2 protein-coding genes are annotated in these 24,049 nt (G+C 73.0%); both read left to right on the top strand.

What is annotated here, in order from left to right:
• Window positions 1-466: 466 nt before the first annotated feature.
• Window positions 467-18,883: a type I polyketide synthase gene (locus BMW88_RS43725; protein WP_089959439.1), complete on the top strand. Its 18,417-nt coding sequence runs from the start codon at window positions 467-469 to the stop codon at window positions 18,881-18,883.
• Between the two features lie 25 nt (window positions 18,884-18,908).
• A complete protein-coding gene (locus BMW88_RS44175) occupies window positions 18,909-24,035 on the top strand; it encodes an SDR family NAD(P)-dependent oxidoreductase (protein ID WP_089959437.1) in 5,127 nt (1,708 codons plus the stop codon).
• Window positions 24,036-24,049 lie beyond the last annotated feature (14 nt).

Raw genomic sequence — 24,049 nt, 5'->3', positions numbered from 1 at the left:
CGCCGACACGGCGAACTCCAGCGCCCAGCCCCGCGCCCGCACCCACGCGGCGTCGCCGAACTCGTCCAGCTCGCGCCGGAACCGCGCACGGCCGCGGGCGTCGAGCACCTCCTGCCACAGGGCGAGCAGCCGCGGGTCGCCGCCGAACCTGCGCACCACCGTCCAGTGGCGGGGGTGGATCTCGGTGGGCTCGCCCGGTTCCAGCGGTTCGGGCACGGCGGCCAGGAGGCCGTCCCGGCGCGGGAACCGCGTGCGGATCAGCTCCCGCACCAGTGACCCGCCCGACACGCCGTCGTACATCTAGCAGCTCCCCCAGAGTTCGCGTGTCCCGACGCGACACCAGGCCTCCGCACGGAGCAACCCCGTTACCCCCGTGGTCCAGAAGCTGTGGATTCCACTACTGGTCGGGCTGTTCGAATGTGCGAACGGGGAGCACCGCCGGATTCGGACTGACGGAGCGCAAAGCATGAGCAACTCCAGTGACAAGGTTGTCGAGGCGCTGCGTGCGGCCATGAAAGAGGCCGATCGCCTACGCCGTGCCAACCGGCAACTGGTATCCGCGGCGACCGAACCGGTCGCGATCATCGGCATGGCCTGCCGCTTCCCCGCCGGGATCGCGTCACCGGAAGACCTGTGGGAGCTGGTGTCCAGCGGCAGGGACGCCATCACCGGTTTCCCGGCCGACCGCGGCTGGGACGTGGACTCGTTGCTCGGCAGCGGGGTGGACGCCCGCGGCAACAGCGTGTCCGTGCAAGGCGGCTTCCTGCACGGCCTGGCCGACTTCGACCCGGCCTTCTTCGGCATCTCCCCGCGCGAAGCGGTGACGATGGACCCGCAGCAGCGCCTGCTGCTCGAGGTTTCCTGGGAAGCCCTGGAACGCGCCGGCATCGACCCCTCCTCGCTGCGCGGCTCCCGCACCGGCGTCTACGTGGGCACCAACGGCCAGGACTACGAGCACCTGCTGATCCGCGGCCTCGACGACGCCACGGGCGACGTCGGCACCGGCATCGCGGCCTCCGCCGAGTCCGGGCGCATCTCCTACGCCTTCGGCTTCGAGGGCCCGACGATGACCGTCGACACGGCCTGCTCCTCGTCCCTGGTCTCGCTGCACCTCGCCGTCAACGCGCTGCGCGGCGGCGAGTGCTCGCTGGCGCTGGTCGGCGGCGTGAACGTCATGTGCACCCCCGGTTCCCTGGTCGAGTTCTCCCGCCAGGGCGGTCTGGCGCGGGACGGCCGCTGCAAGGCCTTCTCCGACGACGCCGACGGCACCGGCTGGTCCGAGGGCGTCGGCGTGCTGGTGCTGGCCCGCCTGTCCGACGCCCTGGCCTTGGGCTATCCCGTGCTGGCCGTGGTGCGCGGGTCGGCCGTCAACTCCGACGGTGCCTCCAACGGCTTCACCGCCCCGAACGGCCGTGCCCAGCAACGCGTCATCCGCGCCGCCCTCGACCGCGCCGGCCTGGCACCGTCCGATGTGGACGTCGTCGAGGCCCACGGCACCGGCACCCCGCTCGGCGACCCGATCGAGGCCCGCAGCCTCCTGGCCACCTACGGCGCCGACCGCCCGACGCCGCTGCTGCTGGGGTCGGTCAAGTCGAACATCGGCCACACCCAGGCCGCCGCCGGTGTTGCCGGCATCATCAAGATGGTCCAGGCGATGCGGCACGGGATCGTGCCCGCCACCCTGCACGTGTCGCAGCCGTCGACGCACGTGGACTGGTCCGCCGGCGACGTCTCCCTGGTAACCTCCGCCCGCGAGTGGCCGGAGTCCGATCGTCCCCGCCGCGCCGCCGTGTCCTCGTTCGGCGTGTCCGGCACGAACGCGCACGTGATCATCGAGGCCGCGCCCGAACCGGTGGCCGCGGCGGCAGCCGACGCGCCGCCGCTCACGGCCACCGTCCCGCTCGTCGTCTCGGCGAAGTCCGAAACCTCCCTGCGCGCCCAGGCCGACCGCGTCCGCGGCCTCCCCGGCGACCCGCGCGACATCGGCTACTCCCTCGTCACCACCCGCGCGCTGTTCGAGCACCGGGCCGTCCTGCTCGGCGACACCGAGATCACCGGCCAGGCCAGGCGCACCGAGCTCGCGATGCTGTTCACCGGCCAGGGCGCCCAGCGCCTCGGCATGGGCAAGGCCCTGCACGAGCGCCACCCCGTCTTCGCCGAGGCCTTCGACGCCTGCACCACGCCCGAGCTCAGGCAGGTCGTCTGGGGCGACGACGAGGAGCTGCTCAACCAGACCGGCAACGCCCAGCCTGCGCTCTTCGCGTTCGAGGTCGCCCTCTACCGCCTGCTGGAGCACCACGGGGTCCGACCCGCCCACCTCGCCGGCCACTCCATCGGCGAGATCGCCGCCGCGCACGTCGCGGGTGTCCTCAGCCTCGACGACGCCAAGACACTCGTCCAGGAGCGCGCCCGCCTCATGCAGCGGCTCCCTGCGGGTGGCGCGATGATCGCCGTCCAGGCCGCGGAGGCCGACATCGTCCCGCACCTCACCGCCGGTGTCGCCATCGCCGCCGTCAACGGCCCCGAGTCCGTCGTCATCGCGGGCGAGGAGGAGGCCACCCTGGCCGTCGCCCAGCGCTGGAAGCACAAGCGGCTCCGCGTCTCCCACGCGTTCCACAGCCCGCTGATGGAGCCGATGCTCGACGACTTCCGCGCCGCCATCTCGGACCTCACCTTCCACCCGCCGCAGATCCCCCTCCAGACCACCGGCGACGTCACCGACCCCGAGTACTGGGTCAGCCACGTCCGCGACACCGTCCGCTTCCACGACAACGTCCAGGCGCTCGGCGCCAAGACGTTCCTGGAGGTCGGCCCCGACGGCGTCCTCTCCGCGCTCGTCGAGGGCGCCATCCCGGCCGTCCGCCGCGACCGCGACGAGGTCGAGGCGTTCGAGACCGCTCTCGCGCGCCTGCACGTCGGCGGCACCCCGGTCGACTGGCTGCCGTTCTACCCCGGCGGCAAGCGCGTCGACCTGCCGACCTACGCCTTCGACCACGCCCCGTACTGGCCGTCCGTCTCGGTCAGCACCGGCGACGCCACCGGGCTCGGCCTGTCCCCCGCCGGCCACCCGCTGCTGGGTGCCGCGATGACCGTCGCCGGGTCGGGCGAGCTGATCCTCACCGGCACGCTGTCCGGTGCGCAGTGGCCCCGCTTCCCGACGGCCGGGTTCGTCGAGCTCGCGCTGAAGGCGGCCGACCTCACCGGGCACGGCGCCGTCGAGTCGCTCACCACGGTCGAGCCGCTCGACCTGCCGGGCAGCGGGTCGGCCCAGGTGCAGCTCCACGTCGGCGCGGACGGCCGCTTCACCCTGCACTCCCGCCTCGACCAGCAGGAGTGGGTCAAGCACGCCGAGGGCACGCTCGGCACGGGCACGCGGCCGACCGGCATCGACGTGTGGCCGCCCAAGGGCGCCAAGGTCGTCGACAGCTCCCACGACGAGAGCCTCCGCGCGGTCTGGCGGCGCGGGGACGAGATCTTCGCCGAGGTCGTGCTCACCGGTGACGCCACCGGCTTCGGCATCCACCCCGCGCTGCTCGACGCCGCCCTGCACGCGGCGTCCTTCCTGGACGTCGAGGGCGAGCCCGCCGACTGGCGGGGCGTCACGCTGCACGCCACCGGCGCCGAGGTGCTGCGCGTCCGGTTGTCCGGCCAGGACGGTGGCGTCCACCTGCGCGCCGCCGACGCCGACGGGGCCGCGGTGCTCGACGCCGTGGTCGCGTTCCGGCACCTGGAGAGCACGCACCGCACGGAGCTGTCCCGGCTCGACTGGGTGCCGGTCGAGCTGCACGGCGAGAACGACTGCGCCGTGCTGGGCGAAGACGTCTTCGGACTCGGTGTCCGGGTCGTCGACTCGCTGGCGGGCGACTCCCTGCCGGGTGCCGTGCTGGTGCCCCTCATCGGCGACGACGACCCGCACTTCGTCGCCGAGCAGGCCTTGATGCTGATCCAGGAGTCGCTGCTCACGTCGACGCGGCTCGTGTTCGTGACGCGCGGCGCGGTGTCCGGTGACGACGTCGCGGCCGCGGCGGTGTGGGGCCTCGTGCGGTCCGCGCAGGTCGAGCACCCCGGCCGGTTCCTGCTGCTCGACGTCGAGTCGTCCCTGCCCGACGGCGTCACCTCGCTGTTCGAGCTGGGTGAGACGCAGGCGGTGGTCCGCGACGGCGAGGTGCGCGTCGGACGGCTCGCGCGCGTCCCCCGGCACACCGCCATCGAACGCCCGTGGGACGGCACGGTCCTCGTCACGGGCGACGCGCCCGAGATCGTCGACCACCTCCTCGCGATCCCCGGCGTGCGCGAGTGCGTCACGGTCACCGACTGGGACGCCCTGCCCGAGCTCCTGTCCTCGGTGGAGGATCTGGCGGCGGTCGTGCACACCGCCGATCTGCACGACGACGGCGTGATCGGCGCCCTCACCCCGGACCGGCTCGACGCCGTGCTGCAGGCCAAGGCCGACACGGCGTGGCTGCTGCACACGCTGTGCGGTGACGTGCCGTTCGTGGTGCTGACGTCGGTCGCCGAGGTCGTGGGCGCGGTCGGCAAGGCAGCGCACGCGGCCGCGAACAGCTACCTCGACGCGCTCGCCGCCCACCGCCGCGGCCTCGGCCTGCCGGGCCTGGCGCTGGCCATGGACACCTGGGACCCGGCGCTGTTCGACGCCGCCATCCGGTCCGACGAGGCGTTCGTCGCGCCGTTCGTGCCCGAGCGCGCACGGCCCGGCCGCCGCACCGCGTCGAACGCCCGCAGCGGCGGTCTCGCGCTGAAGCTGAGCGGCATGCCCGCGGCCGAACGGCTGCCGTTCGTCGTCGCAGTCGTCCGCGAGGAGGCCGCGAAGGTCATCCAGGCCGACGCCGTGGCGGAGGACCGGGAGTTCCGCGCGCTCGGCTTCGACTCGCTGACCGCCATCGAGCTGCGCAACGCCCTCGCGCTCGCCACCGGCCTGTCCCTGCCGGCCACGCTGATCTTCGACTACCCGACCCCGCAGGCCGTCGCCGAACACCTGCTCGCCGAGCTGACCGGCGAGGGCCTGGCCGACGACGTGGTGGCCCACGGCCACGCCGGGGACGACGACCCGATCGTGATCGTCGGCATGGCCTGCCGCCTGCCCGGCGACGTGAACTCGCCGGAGGACCTCTGGCAGCTCCTGATCACCGGCGGCGACGGCGTGACGACGTTCCCCGGCGACCGCGGCTGGGAGGCCGAGGCGATGGGCGGGACCGTCGAGGGCGGCTTCCTGCACGGCGCCACGCAGTTCGACGCGGGCTTCTTCGGCATCTCCCCGCGCGAGGCCCTGGCCATGGACCCGCAGCAGCGCCAGTTGCTGGAGGTCGCGTGGGAGGCCGTCGAGCGCGCCGGCATCGACGCGACCACGTTGCGCGGCACCAAGACCGGTGTCTACATCGGCACCAACGGCCAGGACTACACGAACCTGGTCCTGCGCTCCCGCAACGAGGTCGAGGGGCACGCCTCCACCGGCCTGTCGTCCGCGGTCATCTCGGGCCGCCTGTCCTACACCTTCGGCCTGGAAGGCCCCGCGCTCACCGTCGACACCGCGTGCTCGGCGTCACTGGTCGCCCTGCACCTGGCGGTGAACTCGCTGCGCTCCGGCGAGTCCACGATGGCGCTGGTCGGCGGCGTGACCGTGATGTCGACGCCGATGAGCTTCGCCGGCTTCAACGCCCAGGGCGGCCTCGCCGGCGACGCGCGCTGCCGCTCGTTCTCCGAGGACGCCAACGGCACCGGCTGGGCCGAGGGCGTGGGCGTGCTGGTGGTCGAGCGCCTGTCCGACGCCCTGCGGGCCGGTCACCGGGTGCTGGCCGTCGTGCGCGGCTCGGCGATCAACCAGGACGGCGCCTCCAACGGCCTCACCGCCCCGAACGGCCCGGCGCAGCAACGCGTGATCCGCCAGGCCCTCGCCAACGCCGGTCTGTCCACCTCGGACGTCGACGCCGTCGAGGCGCACGGCACCGGCACCGTGCTGGGCGACCCGATCGAGGCCCAGGCCCTGATCGCCACCTACGGCCAGAACCGCACCGAACCGCTGCTGCTGGGCTCCATCAAGTCGAACATCGCCCACGCGCAGGCCGCCGCGGGCGTCGCGGGCGTGATCAAGCTCGTGCTGTCCCTGCAGAACGGCGTGCTGCCCAAGACCCTGCACGTCACGCAACCGACCTCGCACGTCGACTGGTCGGCGGGCAACGTGGCGCTGCTGACCGAGAACACCCCGTGGCCCTCGGTCGACCGGCCGAACCGCGCGGGCATCTCGTCGTTCGGCCTGTCGGGCACCAACGCCCACGTGATCATCGAGGCCGCCCCGAGCGCCCGGGAACTGTCGGACCTCTCCGAGACGATGGGAGTGGGGGCCCGCGTCCCCCTGGGGGCCGGTCAGTCGGAATCGATCCCGGCCGGCGGGCCGGAGGCGGCCGGGCAGGAGACGGCTGGGCAGGAGACGGCTGGGCAGCAGGTCCCGGTGCCGCTCGCGGTGTCGGCGAAGTCCCCGGCCGCGCTCCAGGCCCAGATCGACCGGATCAACGCCCTCGTGGCGAGCGGCGCGAACCCGCAGGACGTCGCCTACTCGTTGCTGCACCACCGCGTGACGTTCGACCACCGGGCCGTGCTGCTCGACGGCGTGACGCTGGCAGAAGGCGTCGCGTCGCCCCAGACGCTCGCCGTCCTGTTCAGCGGGCAGGGCGCGCAACGCCTCGGCATGGGCAAGGAGCTCTACGAGACCCAGCCGGTCTTCCGGGCCGCGCTCGACGAGGTCGCCGAGCACCTCGACGTCAAGCCCGTCATGTGGGGTGAGGACGCCGGCGCGCTCGACCGGACCGGCAACGCCCAGCCCGCGCTGTTCGCCGTGGAGGTCGCCCTCTACCGCCTCGCCGAAAGCGCCGGCATCACCCCGAAGCACCTGGCCGGCCACTCGGTCGGCGAGATCGCCGCGGCCCACGTCGCCGGGGTGCTGAGCCTCGCCGACGCCGCGAAGCTGGTCCGCGAGCGCGCCCACCTGATGCAGGCGCTTCCGGCCACCGGCGCGATGATCGCGATCGAGGCCACCGAGGCCGAGGTCCTCCCGCACCTGACCGCGAACGTCTCCATCGCCGCCGTCAACGCCGAGAACTCCGTCGTCGTCGCGGGCGACGAAGCCGAGGCGCAGCGGATCGCCGACCGGTTCGAGGGCCGCAGGTCCACGCGCCTCAAGGTCTCGCACGCGTTCCACAGCCCGCTGATGGAGCCGATGCTCGACGACTTCCGCGCCGCCATCTCGGACCTCACCTTCCACCCGCCGCAGATCCCCCTCCAGACCACCGGCGACGTCACCGACCCCGAGTACTGGGTCAGCCACGTCCGCGACACCGTCCGCTTCCACGACAACGTCCAGGCGCTGAAGGCCAAGGGCGTCACCGCGTTCCTGGAGATCGGCCCCGACGGCGTGCTGAGCGGGCTCACCGGCGCCGTGCCCGCCCAGCGCCGCGACCGGGACGAGACCGTCGCCTGGCTGACCGCGCTCGCCCGCCTGCACGTCACCGGCGTCCAGGTCGACTGGCGGGTCGAGGGCCGCACGATCGACCTGCCCACCTACCCGTTCCAGCACGAGCGCTACTGGCCGGAGATCGCGCAGGCCCCGGCGGCCGGCCAGGACCCGGCCGACGCCGAGTTCTGGGCCGCCGTCGAGCAGCAGGACGCCGCCGGGCTCGCCGAGACCCTCGACATGGACCCGGAGACCTGGGCCGGGGTGCTGCCCGGCCTGTCGGCGTGGCGGCGCAAGCGGTCCGCGCAGTCCACTGTGGACTCGTGGCTGCACGAGGAGTCGTGGACGCCCCTCACCGGCCTGAAGCCGGCGCGGGGCTCGTGGTTCGTCGCGGTGCCGATGACGTTGTCCGAGGAGCCCTGGTTCCGCACGCTGCTCACCGCGCTCGGCGACGACGTCACGGTGCTCGAGGTGGCGTGGGCCGACCGCGAGTACATGACCGGGCAGCTCGTCGAGTTCACCCAGAAGCGCTACACCGGCGTCATCTCGTTGCTGGCACTGGACGACCTCGACGAACTGGCGCCCGTCGTCGGCACGACGGCGCTGGTGCAGGCGTTGGGTGATGTCGACATCAACGCGCCGTTGTGGGTCATCACGCGTGGCGCGGTCTCGACCGGGCGTCACGACACCCTCACCCAGCCGTGGCAGACCGGCGTGTGGGGTCTGGGACGCGTCGCGGCGCTGGAGTACCCGCAGCGCTGGGGCGGTCTCGTCGACCTGCCGGAGGAGATCGACGAGCGGGTCGCGCAGCGGTTCGCGAGCGTGCTCACCTCCGACGAGGACCAGGTCGCGATCAGGCCGGCGGGCGTGTTCGGCAGGCGCGTCGTCGTCGGGCCGCAGGCGAGCGGCGAGGAGTGGACGCCGTCCGGCACCGTGCTGATCACCGGCGGTACCGGTGCCCTCGGCGCGCACCTGGCCCGCGACTTCGCCCGGCGCGGCGCCGGGAGGATCGTCCTGGTGAGCCGGCGCGGTCTCGGCTCGCCCGGCGCGGCGGACCTGCGCGACGAGATCACCGCGCTGGGCGCGGAGACCGTCGTGGTGGCCTGCGACGTGGCGGACCGGGAGGCCGTCGCGGAGCTGCTGACCCCGGACGTCAAGGCGGTCGTGCACGCGGCCGGTGTGCTCGACGACATGATGTTCGACAGCCTGACGCCCGACGCGTTCACCGCGGTGTTCGAGTCGAAGGTGATGTCGGCGTTCGTGCTCGACGAGCTGACGCGCGACCTGGACCTCGACGCGTTCGTGCTGTTCTCCTCGGTCGCCGGCTCGGTCGGCAACATGGGCCAGGGCAACTACGCCGCCGCGAACTCGGTGCTCGACGCCATCGCCCAGCAGCGCCGCCAGGCTGGCCACGTCGCGACCTCGATCGCGTGGGGTGCCTGGGACGGCGACGGCATGGCGGGTGACGCGCGCGTCGCCGAGCACATCAAGCAGGTCGGCGCGACGTCGCTCGACCCGGTGCTCGCGATCACCGCGCTGCGCCACCTCGTCGCGCGCGGCACGGCGACGGCCGTCGTCGCGGACCTGCGCGCGCCGCAGCTGCTGATGGCGCTGCTGAGCCTGCGCCCGAGCCCGGTGATGTCGGAGCTGCCCGGCGCCCGCGAGGCGCTCGACGAGCTCGCCGCCGCCCGTGCCGAGAGCGACTCCGCGGCGGCGGAGTTCCGCCGCTCGCTGCGGACGCTGCCCGCCGACGAGCGCGTGGAACCGGTGCTCGACCTGGTCCGCACCCGCGCGGCCGTGGTGCTCGGGCACGCGGGCAAGGAGGCGGTCGCGTCCGACAAGGCGTTCCGCGACATCGGGTTCGACTCGCTGACCGCGGTCGACCTGCGCAACCACCTGTCCTCGATCACGGGTCTCGCGCTGCCCGCGAGCCTCGTCTTCGACTACCCGACCCCGCTGGCGCTCGCCGGGTTCCTGCTCGACGAGCTCCTCGGCGACACCTCCGTCGTCGTCGAGGAGCAGGTCCGCTCCACGGTGGACGGCGATGACGTCGCGATCGTCGGCATGGCGTGCCACTTCCCCGGCGGCATCGACTCGCCGGAGGACCTGTGGCGCGTGCTCGTCGCCGGCGAGGACGTGATCACCTCCTTCCCGGCGGACCGCGGCTGGGACACCTCCGAACCCATCCGCGGCGGCTTCCTCACCGGCGCGGCGGACTTCGACGCCGCCTTCTTCGGCATCTCGCCCCGCGAAGCCCTCGCGATGGACCCGCAGCAGCGGCTGCTGCTGGAAACCTCGTGGGAGGCGTTCGAGCGCGCCGGCATCGACCCGGTCGCGTTGCGCGGCTCGCGGACCGGCGTCTTCGTCGGCACCAACGGGCAGGACTACCAGCACGTCGTGATGGCCTCCAACGAGGACCTGGAAGGCCACGCGGGCACCGGCCTGGCCGCGTCGGTGATCTCGGGCCGGGTCTCCTACTCGCTGGGCCTCGAGGGCCCGGCCGTCACCGTCGACACGGCCTGCTCCTCCGCCCTGGTCGCGCTGCACCTCGCGGCGCAGTCCCTGCGCGGCGGCGAGTGCTCGCTGGCCGTGGCGGGCGGCGTGACGGTGATGGCGACGCCGACGTCGTTCTCCGGCTTCTCCCGCCAGGGCGGGCTGGCCCAGGACGGCCTGTGCAAGGCGTTCTCCGACTCCGCCGACGGCACCGTGTGGTCGGAGGGCGTCGCGGTGCTGGTGGTGGAACGCCTCTCCGACGCGCGCGCCGCGGGGCACCCGGTGCTGGCCCTGGTCCGCGGTTCGGCGTTCAACTCCGACGGCGCCTCCAACGGCCTCACCGCCCCCAACGGTCCCTCCCAGCAACGCGTCATCCGCGCCGCGCTCGCCTCCGGCGGCCTGTCGGCGTCCGATGTGGACGCGGTCGAGGCGCACGGCACCGGCACCGTGCTGGGCGACCCGATCGAGGCGCAGGCCCTGCTCGCCACCTACGGCCAGAACCGCACCGAACCGCTGCTGCTGGGCTCGGTGAAGTCGAACCTCGGCCACACCCAGGCGGCGGCGGGCGCGGCCGGCGTGATCAAGATGGTGCTGGCGATGCAGCACGGCCGGCTCCCCCGGACGCTGCACGTCACGTCGCCGTCCTCGCACGTCGACTGGTCCTCCGGCGCCGTCTCGCTGCTGACCTCGGCCACCGAGTGGCCCGCCGTCGACCGCCCGCGCCGCGCGGGCGTCTCGTCGTTCGGCATCTCCGGCACGAACGCGCACGTGATCCTGGAAGCGCCGGACCCGTCCCCGCGGGAGGTGCCGAGCGGCGGCCCGGCGGCGGACGCCGTGCCGTTGCTCGTGTCGGCGAAGTCCGCTGGCTCGCTGCACTCCCAGGTCGAGCGGGTCAAGGCGTTCGTGGACAGCGGCGCGAACCCCGTGGACGTGGCTCACACGCTGGCGAAGCGGTCGCGCTTCGCCCACCGCGCGGTGCTGCTCGACGGCGTCGAGATCGCGAGCGGGATCGCCCGCGACCACACGCTCGCGGTCGTGTTCTCCGGGCAGGGCTCCCAGCGGCTCGGCATGGGCAGGGAGCTGTACGAGCGGTTCGACGCGTTCGCGGACGCGTTCGACGCGGTGCTCGCCCACTTCGACCCCGGGCTCAGGAGCGTCATCTGGGGCGACGACGAGGACCTGCTGAACCAGACCGGCAACGCCCAGCCCGCGCTGTTCGCGGTCGAGGTGGCGCTGTTCCGGCTGTTGCAGGAGTTCCGGATCAAGCCGGCCCACCTCGCGGGCCACTCCATCGGCGAGATCGCGGCGGCGCACGTCGCGGGGGTGCTGAGCCTGGCCGACGCGGCCGAGCTCGTGCAGGCCCGCGCCCGGCTCATGCAGGCGCTGCCCGCGGGCGGTGCGATGGTCGCGGTCCAGGCCACCGAGGCCGAGGTCGCGCCGCACCTGACCGGCCGGGTCGGGATCGCCGCGGTCAACGCGCTGAACTCCGTCGTCATCGCCGGTGACGAGGAGGAGGTGCTGGCCGTCGCGGCCCGCTGGAAGCACAAGCGGCTCCGGGTCAGCCACGCGTTCCACAGCCCGCTGATGGAGCCGATGCTCGACGACTTCCGCGCCGCCATCTCTGGCCTCACCTTCAACCAGCCGCAGATCCCGATCACCGCGTCGGGTGACGTCACGACGGTCGAGTACTGGGTCGGCCACGTCCGCGACACCGTCCGCTTCCACGACAACGTCCAGGCGCTGAAGAGCAAGGGCGTCACGCGCTTCGTCGAGGTCGGGCCGGACAGCGTGCTGTCGGCGCTGGTCGACGGCGTGCCGACGGTGCGGCGCGACCGCACCGAAGTGCACAGCTTGATCACCGCACTCAGTCAAGTACATGTTGACGGAATCAATGTTGACTTGACTCAAGTGTTGACGCCGGGTGTACAGATCAATGTCCCGACGTACGCGTTCGAGCACGAGCGGTTCTGGCCCAAGGCGTCGGTCGGCGGACGTACCGGCGATCTCACGGCCTACGGCCTGGCGCCGGGCGGACACCCGCTCCTCGGCGCGGCGGTCACCGTCGCGGGCACGGACGAGCTGGTGCTGAGCGGACGACTCGCGAAGTCGACGCACCCGTGGCTCGGCGAGACGTTCCCGGCGACCGGCTTCCTCGACTTCGTCATCCGTGCCGGCGACCTCGTCGGCTGCGACCGCGTCGAACGGCTGACCACCGCCGTGCCGCTGTACCTGCCGGACCGTGACGCCGTCGCCGTGCAGGTGCGCGTCGGACCGCCGCAGGACGGCAAGCGCGCGGTGAGCGTGCACGCCCAGCACGGCGACACGTGGGTCGAGCACGCCACCGGCACGCTCGCGACCGAGCCGTTCCACGCCGAGTTCACCGGCGAGGGCGTCGAGGTCGCGCTGCCCGAGGGCGTGGACGACGCCGCGACCTTCGGCGTGCACCCCCTGCTGCTGGCGCAGGCCCTCGAAGGAACGGGCGAACTGCTCGGCGAGGGCGTGCCGTTCGAGTGGCGCGACGTCTCGTTGCACGCCATCGGGCCCGAGCGGCTGCGCGTCCGGCTGACGCGCCACGGTGACTCGGTCGAGGTGGCGGCGGCTGACTCCGAGGGCCAGCCGGTGCTGTCAGTGCGCGCGTTGACCGTCCATGTGCCGGAAGTCCCGCAGGACCAGCGGGTCCGGGAGGCCTTGTTCCGGGTCGACTGGGTGCCGGCCCAGCTCGGCGAGGCGACCGGGATCGACGCGCGGATCGTGGAGGTCCGCGGCGGCGTCGACGCCGAGGCCGCGCACCGCGCCACGACCGAGGTGCTGGAGGTCCTGCAGAACGCCGACGAGCGCACGGTGTTCGTCACCCGCGGCGCCCAGGAGCCGGTCACCGACCTGGGCGCGGCGGCGGTCTGGGGTCTCGTGCGGGCGGCGCAGGCGGAGAACCCCGGCCGGTTCCTGCTGATCGACCTCGACGAGACCGGCTCCGTCACGCCCGGCATGCTGCTCAGCGAGGAGCAGCAGCTCGTCGTCCGCGACGGCATCGCGTACGCCGGACGGCTGGCGCGGCTCGGCGAGCACGAGACGCGGCCCGTCGACTGGTCCGGCACCGTCCTGATCACCGGCGGCACCGGTGGCCTGGGCGCGGAGCTGGCCCGGCACCTGGTCGCGTCCGGCGCGCGGAGCCTGTTGCTGCTGAGCCGCCGCGGACTGGACGCGCCCGGCGCGTTGGAGCTGCAAGCCGAGCTCATCGCGCACGGCGCGATCGTCACCATCGCGGCGTGCGACGCCGCCGACGCCGATGCGCTGGCAGCCGTCCTCAACGGCCACGACGTCACCACGGTCGTGCACACGGCCGGTGTGCTCGACGACGGCGTGATCGCGGCGATGACCCCCGAACGGCTCCGGAACGTCCTGCGGCCCAAGGCGGACGCCGCCTGGAACCTGCACACGCTGGTGCCGGAGGCGCAGTTCTTCCTGTACTCGTCGGTGTCCGGTGTGCTCGGCACGGCCGGTCAGGGCAACTACGCGGCGGGCAACGCGTTCCTCGACGCGCTGGCGCAGTACCGGCGCTCCCTCGGCCTGCACGCGGTGTCGCTGGCGTGGGGTGCCTGGACGTCCGAGGTCGGCATGACCGGGCAGATGGACGCGGCGGCGTTCGAACGGCTGGAGAAGTCCTCGATGCCGCCGATCTCGCTGGAGCTCGGCCTGGCGCTCTTCGACGCGGCGGTCACCGTCGACGCGGCGCAGGTCGTGCCGGCCAGGGTGATCACCGGCACCACCACCGGCATGGTGCCGCCTCTGCTGCGCGACCTCGTGCGCGGCGGCCGGCGCACCGCGGCGAACCGCTCCGAGGTGCAGATCAGCCCGGAGCGCCTCGTCGAGCTCGTGCGGACCGAGGCGGCGGCGGTGCTCGGCCACGGCTCGGCGGCGTCCATCGACCCCGCCCTGGAGTTCAGCCAGCTCGGGTTCGACTCGCTCACGTCGGTCGAGCTGCGCAACCGGCTCGACGCGGCGACGGGCCTGACGCTGCCCGCGACGCTCGTGTTCGACTACCCGACCCCGCAGGCGCTCGCCGACCACCTGGTGGCCGAGCTGTTCGGCGGCGCCGCTCAGGTCGAGACGTTCACGGCCGCGGTCAGCGACGAACCGATCGCGATCGTCGGCATCGGCTGCCGCTTCCCCGGTGACGTGACGAACGCCGACGAGCTGTGGGACCTGGTGGCGGCGGGGCGCGACGCGATCAGCGGCTTCCCCACCGACCGCGGCTGGGACACCGACGTGGTCGGCGAGGGCGACGGCCAGTCGGTGACCGGGCACGGCGGGTTCCTGCGCGGCATCGCGGACTTCGACCCGGCGTTCTTCGGCATCTCGCCGCGCGAGGCGGTCGCGATGGACCCGAACCAGCGCCTCGTGCTGGAGACCGCGTGGGAGGCGCTGGAGCACGGCGGCCTCGACCCGCTCGCGTTGCGCGGCTCCCGGACCGGCGTGTTCCTCGGCGCCGGCGGCCTGGAGTACGGGCAGCTCGTGATCAACTCCGAGCAGGCGCGCGAGGGCTTCTCGAGCACCGGCACCTCGCCCAGCGTGGTGTCCGGCCGCCTCTCCTACGTGCTGGGCCTGGAGGGACCGTCGATCACGGTCGACACGGCGTGCTCCTCGTCGCTGGTGGCACTGCACATGGCGGTGTCCGCACTGCGCAACGGTGAGTGCACCTTGGCGCTCGCGGGCGGCGTGCAGACGTTGGTGTCGCCCGGCACGTTCATGGAGTTCAGCCAGCAGGGCGGCCTTGCGCGTGACGGGCGTTGCAAGGCATTCTCCGACACCGCTGACGGCACGGCATGGGCCGAGGGCGTCGGTGTGCTCGTGGTGGAACGTCTGTCCGACGCAGTGGCCAACGGCCACGAGGTGCTCGCGGTCGTGCGCGGCTCCGCCGTCAACTCCGATGGCGCGTCCAACGGCCTGACCGCTCCCAACGGACCGTCGCAGCAGCGCGTGATCCGTGCGGCGCTCGCCGCCGCTGGGCTGTCGGTGTCCGATGTGGACGCCGTGGAGGCGCACGGCACCGGGACGACCCTGGGCGACCCGATCGAGGCGCAGGCACTCCTGGCCACCTACGGCCAGGACCGTTCCGAGCCGCTGCTGCTGGGGTCGCTCAAGTCGAACATCGGTCACACGCAGGCGGCGTCGGGCGTCGCGTCGGTGATCAAGATGGTGATGGCGATGCGGCACGGCGTCCTGCCGCGCACGCTGCACGTCACGGAGCCGACGTCGCACGTGGACTGGTCCGCGGGAGCGGTGTCGCTGCTGACGTCGGCGACGCCGTGGCCCGAGGTGGACCGGCCCTGGCGGGCGGGCGTGTCGTCGTTCGGGATCTCCGGCACGAACGCCCACGTGATCCTGGAAGCCGCCGGCACACCGGCGAACGCACCCGCGACGGACCCCACGGCGGACACGGCCGAGGAGGTGGGCAAGGTGCCGTTCATCGTGTCGGCGAAGTCGCCCGCCGCGGTGGACGCGCAGGTCGAGCGCCTCGCGGAGTTCGTCCGGCGCACCGGGGCCGGCGCCCAGGAGGTCGGGTTCTCGCTGCTGGACCGGTCGCGGTTCGACCACCGCGCGGTGCTGCTCGACGGCGCCGAGATCGCGCGGGGCCAGGTCGTCAAGCGCAAGCTCGCCGTCCTGTTCTCCGGTCAGGGCTCGCAGCGGCTCGGCATGGGCCGTGAGCTGTACGAGCGGTTCCCGGCGTTCGCGGAGGCGTTCGACGAGGCCGACAGGTACCTCGGGGTCAGGGACGTCGTCTGGGGCACCGACGAGGAGGCGCTGAACAGCACCAGCCGGACGCAGCCCGCGCTGTTCGCCATCGAGGTCGCCCTCTACCGGCTCGCGGAGAGCTTCGGCGTGCGGGCCGACACCGTCACCGGGCACTCGGTCGGCGAGATCGCGGCCGCGCACGTCGCGGGCGTGCTCAGCCTCGAGGACGCCGCCCGGCTCGTCACGACCAGGGCGAACCTCATGCAGGCCCTGCCGGCCACCGGCGCGATGTTCGCCGTCAGGGCCGGTGAGGCCGAGGTCGCGCCGCACCTCACCGACCGCGTCGGCATCGCCGCGGTCAACGGCGAGGACGCGGTGGTCATCGCGGGCGACGCGGCCGAGGCGGAGGCCATCGCGCGGAACTGGGAGCACCGGCGGCTCCGGGTCAGCCACGCGTTCCACAGCCCGCTGATGGAGCCGATGCTCGACGACTTCCGCACGGCGATCAAGAGCATCCGGTTCCAGCAGCCGAAGATCCCGGTCGTCGCGTCCGGCGACGTCACGACCGCCGAGCACTGGGTGCGGCACGTGCGCGACGCGGTCCGGTTCGCGGACCACGTCGCCGCGATCGGCGACGCGACGTTCCTCGAGATCGGGCCCGACGGCGTCCTGAGCGCGCTGGTCGACGGCGCGATTCCCGCCCTGCGCAAGGACAAGGACGAGGTCACGGCGTGGACGACGGCGCTGGCCCGGTTGTTCGTGCAGGGCGTGGAGGTCGACTGGCGGCCGTTCTTCGCCACGCGCAGGAAGATCAAGCTGCCGACGTACCCGTTCCAGCACGACCGCTACTGGCCGACGCCGCGCAAGCAGACCGGCGACGTCACCGCGGTCGGGCTCGGGCCGGTGGACCACCCGCTGCTGGGCGCCGCGATGGCGCTCGCCGGGTCGGACGCGGTGGTCTTCACGAACCGGCTCACCGAACACCAGCCGGAGGCGGCGTTCGCGGAGATCGCGTTCCGGGCGGCCGACCAGGTGGGCTGCGGGCTGGTCGAGGAGCTGGTCGTCACCGGTCCGCTCACGCCGGGCGTGGTGCAGGTGTCGGTCGGCGCGCCGGAGGACGGGAAGCGGCCGCTGACCGTCCACACGCGACAGGTCGACGACTGGGTGCGCGTGGCGCACGGCGTGCTGGTGGACGGTGAGCACGCGGCGGACTGGAAGGTCACCGAGTGGCCGCCGGCCGGTGCCACCGAGATCGGCGAGGCCACCTGGCGGCTGGGCGACGCCACGTTCGCCGAGGTGTCGCTCGACGCCGCCGACACCGCCCAGTACGGCGTGCACCCCGGGCTGATCCAGCAGGCGATGCTCACAGACGACGTTCCGCTGGAGTGGCGGGACCTGTCGCTGCACGCCATCGGCGCGTCGACGTTGCGGGTCAGGCACCTCGACGGATCCGTCGCCGCCGTCGACGCGCAAGGCGCACCGGTCTTCTCGGCGCGGAGTGTCGTCACGGGTGCGCCGCTCGCCGCGCAACAGCAGCAGGACTCGCTGTTCCGCCTGGAGTGGGTGCCCGCGCCGCGGTACGGCGAGGCCGAGGCGGTCGTCGTGCCGATCAGCGGTGGCGACGACTACGTCGCGCAAGCGCATGCGCTGGCGGCACAGGCGCTGGAGATCGTGCAGCGGGACGAGCGGGCGGTGTTCGTCAAGCGCGGCGACGACCTCGCGGCGTCGACGGTGTGGGGTCTCGTCAGGTCGGCGCAGTCGGAGAACCCCGGACGGTTCCTGCTCGTCGACACCGACGACTCGGCCGAGCTGCCGATCGGGCTGATCGACGCCGGCGAGACGCAGGTGCGGATCCGGGACGGGCAGGTCCTCGTCGCCCGGCTCGCCCGCGTCACCGACACGGCCGAGACCACGCGGTGGGATCCGGAAGGCACGGTGCTGATCACCGGTGGCACCGGTGGCCTCGGCGCGGAGCTGGCGCGCCACCTCGTGTCCGAACGGGGTGTCAAGCGCCTGCTGCTGGTCTCGCGCCGCGGCGGCGACGCCCCGGAAGCCGTTGCCCTCCAGGCCGAACTGACCGCGCACGGGGCGGACGTCACCATCGCGGCCTGCGACACCGCCGACCGGGAGGCGGTCGAGGAGCTCGTCAAGGGCGTCACCCTGACCGCGGTGGTCCACACGGCCGGTGTGCTGGACGACGGCATCGTCAGCTCGCTCACGCCGGAGCGGCTGGCCACCGTGCTGCGGCCCAAGGTCGACGGCGCCTGGAACCTGCACGAGGCCACGAAGCACCAGGAGCTCGCGGCGTTCGTGCTGTACTCGTCGGTCTCGGGCATCGTCGGCGCGCCGGGCCAGGCCAACTACGCGGCGGCGAACGCCTTCCTCGACGCGCTCGCCGAGTTCCGGCGGGCTCGGGGACTGCCGGCCACGTCGCTCGCCTGGGGCCCGTGGGCGCAGTCGAGCGGCATGACGGCGCATCTCGCGGACGGGGCCCTGGAACGCATGGGACGCGGCGGTATGCCGCCGCTGGGCGTCGAGGAGGGCATGCGGCTGTTCGACGACGCCACCTCGCGCGACGAGGCGTTCCTGGTGCCGGCGCGGATCAGCGGCGGCCGGTCGGACGGGCCGGTGGCGGCGGTGCTGCGCGGCCTGGTCCGCGGCGGCAAGCGGACCGCCGGTGCCGCGGCCGGCGCCGACTTCGCCACGACGCTCGCGGCGATGCCCGCCGAGGACCGGCTGCGGCACGTCGTCGAGCTGGTGCGCGGGCACGCGGCGGGTGTCCTCGGGCACGCCTCGCCCGCGGAGGTCGAGCCGGACAAGCAGTTCCGCGATCTCGGGTTCGACTCGCTGACCGCGGTCGAGCTGCGCAACAGCATCGCGGCCGCGACCGGGCTGAAGCTCGCCTCGACGCTGGTGTTCGACTACCCGACGCCCGTCGAGCTGGCCGGGCACCTGCACGGGCTGCTGGCAGGCGCGCAGGAGGAGCGGCCCGCGTTCACCGCGGAGCTCGACCAGCTCGAGGCCGCGCTCGCCGCGGGAACGCCGGGCGTCGCCGCGCGGCTGCGCAAGCTGCTCGCCCAGTACGGCGGCACGACCAAGCAGGAGACCGCGCGCGAGCGGCTCAGCGAGGCCTCCGCGGACGACGTGTTCGCGTTCATCGACAACGAGCTCGGCCGACGCACCGAGCGCTGACCCACCACGAGGAAGGTTTCCGGCGATGCCGAACGAAGAGAAGCTCGTTGAGTACCTCAAGTGGGTCACGGCTGACCTGCACGAGACGCGTCAACGCCTGGAGGAGGTCGAGTCGGGCCGCCACGAGCCCGTCGCGATCGTCGGAATCGCGTGCCGCTTCCCCGGCGACGTCCGCTCGCCGGAGGACCTGTGGGACCTCGTCGCCGAGGGCCGGGACGCGATCACCGGGTTCCCGACCGACCGAGGCTGGGACCTGGGCACGCTGGCGGGCGGGACGAGCGCGACGCTGCAGGGCGGTTTCCTGTACGACGCGGCCGAGTTCGACCCCGGTTTCTTCGGGATCTCACCGCGCGAGGCCCTGGCGATGGACCCACAGCAACGGCTGCTGCTGCAGACGACGTGGGAGGCCATCGAACGTGCGGGCATCGACCCGTCATCGTTGCGTGGCAGCGAAACGGGCGTGTTCATCGGCACGAACGGCCAGGACTACGGGCACGTGCTCATCGCGTCGGAGGAAGACGTCGAGGGGCATGCCGGAATGGGCACGGCCGCCAGCGTCATCTCTGGTCGTATCTCGTACACGTTCGGTTTCGAGGGTCCGGCCGTCACCATCGACACGGCGTGCTCGTCATCGTTGGTCGGTCTGCACCTCGCCGCTGCAGCGCTGCGCAACGGCGAGTGCTCGCTGGCGGTCGCGGGTGGCGTGACGGTCATGGCCACGGCGTCGAACTTCGCCGGCTTCACGCGTCAGGGCGGTCTGGCTGCTTCGGGCCGTTGCAAGGCCTTCTCCGACGACGCCGATGGCACCGGCTGGTCCGAGGGCGTCGGCGTGTTGTTGGTGGAGAAGCTCTCGGACGCGCAGCGCAACGGTCACCCCGTGCTCGCCGTGGTGGTGGGCAGTGCGGTCAACCAGGATGGCGCGTCCAACGGCCTGTCCGCACCGAACGGCCCCTCGCAGCGACGCGTGATCACGGCCGCGCTGGCCTCGGCGGGACTGACCGCGAACGAGGTGGACGCGGTCGAGGCGCACGGCACCGGAACCGTGCTGGGTGACCCGATCGAGGCGCAGGCGCTGCTCGCGACCTACGGCGCCGACCGGTCGTCCCCGCTGCGGCTGGGCGCGGTGAAGTCGAACATCGGGCACACCCAGGCGGCCGCGGGCGTGGCGGGCGTGATCAAGATGGTGATGGCGCTGCGGCACGAGACGCTGCCGCGGACCCTGCACGTCTCGCAGCCCTCCTCGCACGTCGACTGGAGCGCGGGCGACATCGAGCTGCTGACCGAGGCCGCGCCGTGGCCGCGGGGCGAGAAGCCGCGCCGGGCCGGCATCTCCTCCTTCGGGGTGTCCGGCACGAACGCGCACGTGATCATCGAGGAGGCGCCGGTATCGCCGGGAGTGAACGGCGGCACCGAGGCCCCGCAACTGTCGGACCCGGCTGGGACGATGGGAGTGGGGGCTCGCTCCCCCCAGGGGGCCGGTCAGTCGGGATCGATTCCGAACGGCGCGGCGGTGTGCCCCTTCGGGTTCGGCGCGGGCGCGGCCCCGGCTGACGAGACGCCCCTGGTCGTGTCGGCGAAGTCGGCCAAGGCCCTGCAGTCCCGGATCGAGCAGGTCAACGCCCTCGTCGCGGGCGGGGCCAAGCCGGCCGACGTCGGCCACTCGCTGCTCACCACCAGGCCCACGGGCTTCGAGCACCGGGCCGTCGTCGTCAACGGCGTCACGATCGCGAGCGGCCAGACCCGGCGCAAGCCCGTCGCCGCCCTCTTCAGCGGCCAGGGCGCCCAGCGCCTCGGCATGGGCCGGGAGCTGTACGAGGCCGAGGAGGTCTTCCGCACCGCGTTCGACGAGGTCGACCGGCACCTGGGTGTCCGGGACGTCATGTGGGGCGACGACGAGGACGCCCTCGACGAGACCGGCAACACCCAGCCCGCCCTGTTCGCGCTGGAGGTCGCCCTCTACCGCCTGCTGGAGAGCTACGGCTTCAAGCCCGACCACGTCGCCGGCCACTCCATCGGCGAGATCGCGGCCGCGCACGTCGCGGGTGTGCTCACGGTGGCGGACGCCGCCAAGCTCGTCAGCGAGCGCGCCCGGCTCATGCAGGCCCTGCCGCGGACCGGCGCCATGTTCGCGGTGAAGGCCACGGAGGAGCAGGTCAGGGAGCACCTGACCGGCGACGTCGACATCGCCGCCGTCAACGGCCCCCACGACGTCGTCGTCGCCGGCCCCGAGGAGGCCGCCGAAGCCGTCGCCCGCCACTGGGAGCACAAGCGGCTGCGGGTCAGCCACGCGTTCCACTCCCGCCTCATGGAGCCGATGCTGGCCGGCTTCCGCGAGGCCATCGCCGGGATCACCTTCCACCGCCCGCGCATCCCGATCCACACCGGCGGCGACGTGACGACGGCCGACTTCTGGGTCGCGCACGTCCGCGACGCCGTCCGGTTCACCGACAACGTCGGCCGGATCGGTGACGCCACCTTCGTCGAGATCGGCCCGACCGGTGTGCTGTCCGCGCTGGTCGACGGCTGCATCCCCACCCTGCGCAAGGACAAGGCCGAGCAGAAGGCCGTCGTCACCGCGCTGGCCCGCCTCTACGTCAGCGGCGCGGACATCCGCTGGCGGACCGGGAAGGGCGCCAAGATCGCGCTGCCCACCTACCCGTTCGACACGCAGCGGTACTGGCCCAGGGGCGGCACCGCGCCAAGCGGGCCGGCCAGGCAGAGCAAGCCCGCCCTGCACGAGCTCCGGTGGGTCGACGCCACGGTGACGGCGAGCCCGATCGCGGCGGCGCGGTGGGCCATCATCGGCGGGGACGAGTTCGACCTCGCGCACGTGCTCTACAGCGCCGGCCAGACGGTCACCGGGTACGGCGAGACGCTGGCGGAGGCGGCGAAGAGCACGACGCCGGACGTGTTCATCGTGGCCGTCAGCGGCGACGGCACGCCGGAGAGCACGCACGCGCAGACGCAGCGGGTTCTCGCGATCCTGCAGGAAGCGGCCGAGTACAGCTCTCACATCGTGTTCGCGGGCAACAGCGAGGACCTCACCGCGGCGGCGGTGTGGGGGCTCGTCCGCAGTGCGCAGATGGAGAACCCGGGCCGGTTCCTGCTGTTCGACACGGACGGGCTGGACGTGTCCGGGGCGCTGCTGCCGAAGCTCGTCGCCTGGGACGAGCCGCAGGTCCGGGTCCGCAACGGGCGGACGACGGTGCCGCGCCTGCACGAGGTGCCCCACAGCGACGACGAGTTCGCGTGGGACCCGGACAAGACGGTCCTGATCACCGGTGGCACCGGCGGGCTCGGCGCGGAACTGGCCAAGCACCTCGTCACCAGGCACGGGGTGCGGCACCTGCTGCTCGCCAGCCGGCGCGGCGAGGAGTCGCCCGGCGCGACCGGTCTCCGCGAGGAGCTCGAGGAGCACGGCGCGACGGTCACGATCGCCGCGGCGGACGTGTCCAAGGCCGACGACGTCACGTCGTTGCTCTCGGCGGCACAGCAGCCGTTGCAGGCCATCGTGCACACGGCCGGTGTGCTGGAAGACGCGCTCATCGACGCCCTCACGCCGGAGAGCATCACCAACGTCCTCAGGCCGAAGGTCGACGCGGCCTGGCATCTGCGCAACGCCACGGACGTACCGTTGGTCCTCTACAGCTCCGTCTCGGGCGTCATGGGCGCGGCGGGGCAGGGCAACTACGCGGCCGCCAACTCCTACCTCGACGCCCTGGCGCACAACAGGCCTGACACCGTGAGCCTCGCGTGGGGGCCGTGGGCGCAGGACTCCGGCATGACCGCGGGCCTGAGCCAGGCCGCGATGGACCGGATGTCCCGGTCCGGCATGCCGCCGCTCGCCGTCGAGCAGGGTCTCGCGCTGTTCGACGCGGCACTCGCGCAGCACCGGCCGGTGCTCGTCCCGATCCACGTCGCGGCACAGCGCGGCCCCGTCTCCAAGCTGTTCGGCGGCACGACCGAGGCGCCGCAGGAGAAGGCCGCCGTCACCGTGCTGGACCGGCTGCGCAACGCCGACGCGGCCGCCCGCGAGGTCATGGTCCGCGACCTCGTCACCGGCACCAGCGCGGCACTGCTCGGCCACCCCGACGCGAGCGCGGTCGACCCGGAGAAGGACTTCCTCGAGCTGGGCTTCGACAGCCTCATCGCCGTCGAGCTGCGCAACCAGCTCAACGAGCTGCTCAACCTCAAGCTCGCCGGGTCCGTCGTGTTCGACCACAAGACCCCGGCGAACCTCGCCCGGCACCTCGTCACCGAGCTCGGCAGCCTCCACGGCGGGGGAAGCACGGGCAACGGCGTCGAGGTCGCCGCGGAGGACACGGTGTTCGGCCTGTTCATGGACGCAGTCACGAAGGGCAACGTCGCGGCGGGCCTGCAGATGCTCAAGGGCGTCGCGAACCTGCGCCCGATGTTCTCCTCCCCCGCGGAGCTGGACGAGCTGCCGGAGCCGGTCACGCTCGCCGACGGTCCGAAGCTGCCCAAGCTCATCTGCATCAGCGCTCCCGGCGCGACGGCCGGCGTGCACATGTACGCGCGGCTCGCGGCGCACCTGCGCGGCAAGCGGCACGTCAGCGCACTGCCGCTGATCGGGTTCGGCGCCGGGGAGCCGTTGCCGAAGGACTCCGCCGCGGTCAACCGGTGGGTGGCCGAAGCCGTGCTGCACGCGAGCGACGGCGACCCGTTCGTCCTCGTCGGCCACTCCTCCGGCGGCACGCTCGCCTACCTGGCGGCCGGGGTGATCGAGGAGACGTGGGGCGTCAAGGCCGACGGCGTGATCATGCTCGACACGCTGAGCCTCAACTACGACAACCGGGAGGGCATGGACTTCGAGTCCGTCACCACCAACTACTTCAACACGATGGACTCCCCCGCGGTGAACATGAACAGCGCCCGGCTCAGCGCGATGGCGCACTGGTTCCCGCGCATCATCGACACCGGCATCCACACGACGGTGCCGAAGCTGCTCGTCCGCTGCGACCGCGAGGTGCGGGGCACGGACCTCGTCACCACGAACCAGGACGTCGCCGTGCCCGCCGACGACATCCGGCTCGTGGCCACCGACCACATGGCGATGGTGAAGGAGGACGCCCACCTCACCGCCGAGGTCATGGAGGAGTGGCTGACCGCGATGCACCGCGTCACGGCCTGACGGTCAAGCCCTTC

The sequence above is a fragment of the Lentzea xinjiangensis genome (assembly GCF_900110955.1).
Lineage (GTDB): Bacteria > Actinomycetota > Actinomycetes > Mycobacteriales > Pseudonocardiaceae > Lentzea > Lentzea xinjiangensis.
The sequence above is the reverse complement of the archived record's forward strand: the minus strand, read 5'-3'. Positions and strand labels throughout refer to the sequence as shown.

Coding starts and splice junctions, on each gene's coding strand:
- BMW88_RS44175 (WP_089959437.1), top strand. CDS start 18,909: ATGCCGAACGAAGAGAAGCTCGTTGAGTACCTCAAGTGGGTCACGGCT.
- BMW88_RS43725 (WP_089959439.1), top strand. CDS start 467: ATGAGCAACTCCAGTGACAAGGTTGTCGAGGCGCTGCGTGCGGCCATG.